This is a genomic window from Streptococcus danieliae (genome assembly GCF_009767945.1).
GTDB classification, from domain to species: Bacteria; Bacillota; Bacilli; order Lactobacillales; family Streptococcaceae; genus Streptococcus; species Streptococcus danieliae.
In genome coordinates this window covers 1-1,240 of sequence record NZ_WSRS01000154.1, presented here as the reverse complement: position 1 = coordinate 1,240, position 1,240 = coordinate 1, and the positions used below count along the sequence as shown (strand labels likewise).

The window sequence follows — 1,240 nt, the reverse complement described above, 5'->3', positions numbered from 1 at the left end:
TTGGCTCGGTAGCTCAGTTGGTAGAGCAATGGATTGAAGCTCCATGTGTCGGCGGTTCGATTCCGTCTCGCGCCATTACAATTGAATATTGTGTATGGAAGGGTAGCGAAGAGGCTAAACGCGGCGGACTGTAAATCCGCTCCTTCGGGTTCGGGGGTTCGAATCCCTCCCCTTCCATCTTACGGGCATAGTTTAAAGGTAGAACTAAGGTCTCCAAAACCTTCAGTGTGGGTTCAATTCCTACTGCCCGTGTATTAATAGAATGGCGGGTGTGGTGAAGTGGTTAACACATCAGATTGTGGCTCTGACATTCGGGGGTTCGATTCCCCTCACTCGCCTATTTATTAATAATGGGGTATCGCCAAGCGGTAAGGCAAGGGACTTTGACTCCCTCATGCGTTGGTTCGAATCCAGCTACCCCAGTTACTAATTGAATAATTAGTAGAAGCCGGCGTGGCGGAATTGGCAGACGCGCTGGACTCAAAATCCAGTGTCCTCACGGACGTGCCGGTTCGACCCCGGCCGCCGGTATTGTAAAGAAGGCAAGGTTTTCGGACCTTGTCTTTTTTACATTTCTCACCTAGTCGATGACCTTTTCTGGTTCTTTGTCAAGTTGTGTGGAATCCCTGAAAACTGACAATATAGAATAAAGACAATCTTCCTTCCTCCCCTCCTTAGAGGGGAGGAATTTTTAGATAGAGTGGACAGCAGGAGTCTGCATCCAGTAAATTCTGGCAAATAGATGCTCATGTTTTCGAAATCCGAAAGCAGAACGTTTCAACAACTTAATCTTATTATTGGTTCGTAAGCGCCCAATAACAGGGTACATCAAAAAACCTCCAAGATTGTAAGCAGCTTGCTTTGAATCTTGGAGGTTTCTTTAACGACAATGCTCTTGTATTTGTTTTGCCCATGGTAAATAAGCCTCTAGAACCTCCTTTTTTTCGAGAGTCTCCTCGTTTGGTAAATGTTCTAGTAGGAAAACTATATATTTTTCACTGTCCACTTGGTGGAGTTTGGCTGTCTCAATTAGAGTCATAATAATCGCACTAGACTCTGCTCCCCCTAAACTCTGGGAGAACAACCAATTCTTGCGTCCCATTACTAAGGATTTGATTGCTCTTTCTGCCAAATTATTGGATAGAACGAGACGTCCATCCTCTAGTACAGTTTTGAATGTGGACTCATAATCCAAACTGTATTTGAGAGCACGGCCTAACTTGGATTCTGGTAAGACATA

At 44.9% G+C, this 1,240-nt stretch carries 2 protein-coding genes and 6 tRNA genes; 6 read left to right on the top strand and 2 right to left on the bottom strand.

All coding sequences use genetic code 11. The features are described 5' to 3' along the window. Positions 1-2 precede the first annotated feature (2 nt). The 6 genes from E5983_RS09150 to E5983_RS09125 all read left to right on the top strand — a co-directional run bounded on the left by E5983_RS09150 (position 3) and on the right by E5983_RS09125 (position 531). Positions 3-75, top strand: a tRNA-Phe gene (locus E5983_RS09150). A 21-nt stretch (positions 76-96) separates the two neighbouring features. Beyond that, a tRNA-Tyr gene (locus E5983_RS09145) sits at positions 97-177 on the top strand. Between the two features lie 4 nt (positions 178-181). Beyond that, positions 182-252, top strand: a tRNA-Trp gene (locus tag E5983_RS09140). Between the two features lie 13 nt (positions 253-265). Further along, a tRNA-His gene (locus tag E5983_RS09135) sits at positions 266-338 on the top strand. Between the two features lie 13 nt (positions 339-351). Further along, a tRNA-Gln gene (locus E5983_RS09130) sits at positions 352-423 on the top strand. A gap of 24 nt (positions 424-447) precedes the next feature. Beyond that, positions 448-531: transfer RNA gene (locus E5983_RS09125), tRNA-Leu, on the top strand. A gap of 160 nt (positions 532-691) precedes the next feature. On the opposite strand, the gene E5983_RS09120 is transcribed toward E5983_RS09125, so the two are convergent. Both E5983_RS09120 and E5983_RS09115 read right to left on the bottom strand, forming a co-directional pair. Continuing rightward, positions 692-829, bottom strand: a complete 138-nt coding sequence (locus E5983_RS09120) for a transposase (protein WP_160333501.1) — start codon at positions 827-829, stop codon at positions 692-694. A 51-nt stretch (positions 830-880) separates the two neighbouring features. After that, on the bottom strand, positions 881-1,240 hold a 360-nt coding region (locus E5983_RS09115; protein ID WP_160332692.1), incomplete at its 5' end, for an IS66 family transposase.

Bases quoted from the DNA above. Each gene is read 5' to 3' on its own strand.
- E5983_RS09120 (WP_160333501.1), bottom strand. From the start codon at position 829: ATGTACCCTGTTATTGGGCGCTTACGAACCAATAATAAGATTAAGTTG.